Genomic DNA, 1,998 nt, shown 5'->3' with positions numbered 1-1,998 from the left:
CTACTGGTGCGACGGGTATCACTGGGGCTACCGGACCTACTGGCGCTACAGGTATCACTGGAGATACCGGTCCTACTGGTGCCACTGGTATTACCGGAGCTACTGGTCCTACTGGTGTGACGGGTATTACCGGAGCTACTGGCTCTACCGGTGCCACTGGTATCACCGGTTCAACTGGACCTACGGGTGCCACTGGTATTACTGGAGCTACTGGTTCTACTGGCGCAACGGGTATTACCGGAGCTACCGGTCCTACTGGCGCTACAGGTATCACTGGAGATACCGGACCTACCGGGGCAACCGGCATCACTGGAGATACTGGTCCTACCGGGACTACAGGTATCACTGGACCAACAGGTCCTACTGGGATCGGATTAAGTGGTGTTGAAGCCTATGATCCTGTTATGGCACCAACATACTCAGTAGGGCGAGTGGTCACTTATGGTGGTGGTACGTATATTGTGGATTCTGCACCACCTTCAGGTACACCAGATACGTCGTCAGATTACACACTTTTAGCAGCACCAGGTGAAACTGGGCCTACTGGTACCACAGGTAACACTGGATCAACCGGACCTACCGGTGCCACTGGTATTACTGGAGCTACCGGTCCTACTGGCGCTACAGGTGTCACTGGAGCTACCGGTCCTACTGGCGCAACGGGCATCACTGGAGCTACCGGTCCTACTGGCGCAACGGGCATCACTGGAGCTACTGGACCTACTGGCGCAACGGGTATCACTGGAGCTACCGGACCTACCGGTGCCACGGGTATCACCGGTTCTACTGGAACTACGGGGGCAACAGGTATTACTGGACCAACAGGTCCTACCGGTGCCACGGGTATCACCGGTTCTACTGGACCTACCGGTGCCACTGGTATTACTGGACCAACAGGTCCTACTGGTGTGACGGGTATCACTGGGGCTACCGGACCTACTGGCGCAACGGGTAACACTGGAGATACCGGTCCTACTGGCGCAACCGGCAACACTGGAGCTACCGGTCCTACTGGCGCAACCGGCATCATTGGAGATACTGGTGCGACGGGTATCACTGGTTCAACCGGACCTACGGGGGCAACGGGTATTACTGGTGCTACTGGTCCTACTGGCGCCACGGGTATTACTGGAGCTACTGGTCCTACGGGTGCCACGGGTATTACTGGTCCTACTGGCGCTACAGGTATCACTGGAGCTACTGGTCCTACTGGCGCTACAGGTATCACTGGAGCTACTGGTCCTACGGGTGCCACGGGTATTACTGGTGCTACTGGCGCTACTGGCGCAACGGGTATCACTGGGGCTACTGGACCTACGGGTGCCACGGGTATTACTGGTGCTACTGGCGCTACAGGTATCACTGGAGCTACCGGTCCTACTGGTGCCACGGGTATTACTGGGGCTACTGGACCTACCGGTGCCACTGGTATCACTGGGGCTACTGGTCCTACTGGTGCCACGGGTATCACTGGAGCTACTGGGCCTACCGGTGCCACGGGTATTACTGGTGCTACTGGACCTACCGGTGCCACGGGTATCACTGGAGCTACCGGACCTACTGGGGCAACCGGTATCACTGGAGCTACTGGACCTACCGGTGCCACTGGTATCATCGGTTCAACTGGACCTACGGGTGCCACGGGTATTACTGGTGCTACTGGTTCTACTGGCGCAACGGGTATTACCGGAGCTACCGGACCTACTGGCGCTACAGGTATCACTGGAGCTACCGGACCTACCGGGGCAACCGGCATCACTGGAGATACTGGTCCTACCGGGACTACAGGTATCACTGGACCAACAGGTCCTACTGGTGTCACGGGTATCACTGGAGCTACTGGGCCTACCGGTGCCACTGGTATTACTGGAGCTACTGGTTCTACTGGTGCGACGGGTATCACTGGGGCTACCGGACCTACTGGCGCTACAGGTATCACTGGAGATACCGGTCCTACTGGTGCCACTGGTATTACCGGAGCTACTGGTCCTACTGGTG

At 57.6% G+C, this 1,998-nt stretch carries 1 pseudogene; it reads left to right on the top strand.

From position 1 onward, the window contains the following. Nucleotides 1–335: 335 nt before the first annotated feature. Nucleotides 336–1,998: pseudogene (locus BAE31_RS19910) on the top strand (beta strand repeat-containing protein); the annotation flags it as partial.

It is taken from the genome of Bacillus sp. I-2 (assembly GCF_001974945.1).
Taxonomy (GTDB): Bacteria; Bacillota; Bacilli; order Bacillales; family Bacillaceae; genus Bacillus; species Bacillus safensis.
Note: the sequence above shows the minus strand (reverse complement) of the source record. Positions and strands in the feature narration are given on the sequence as shown.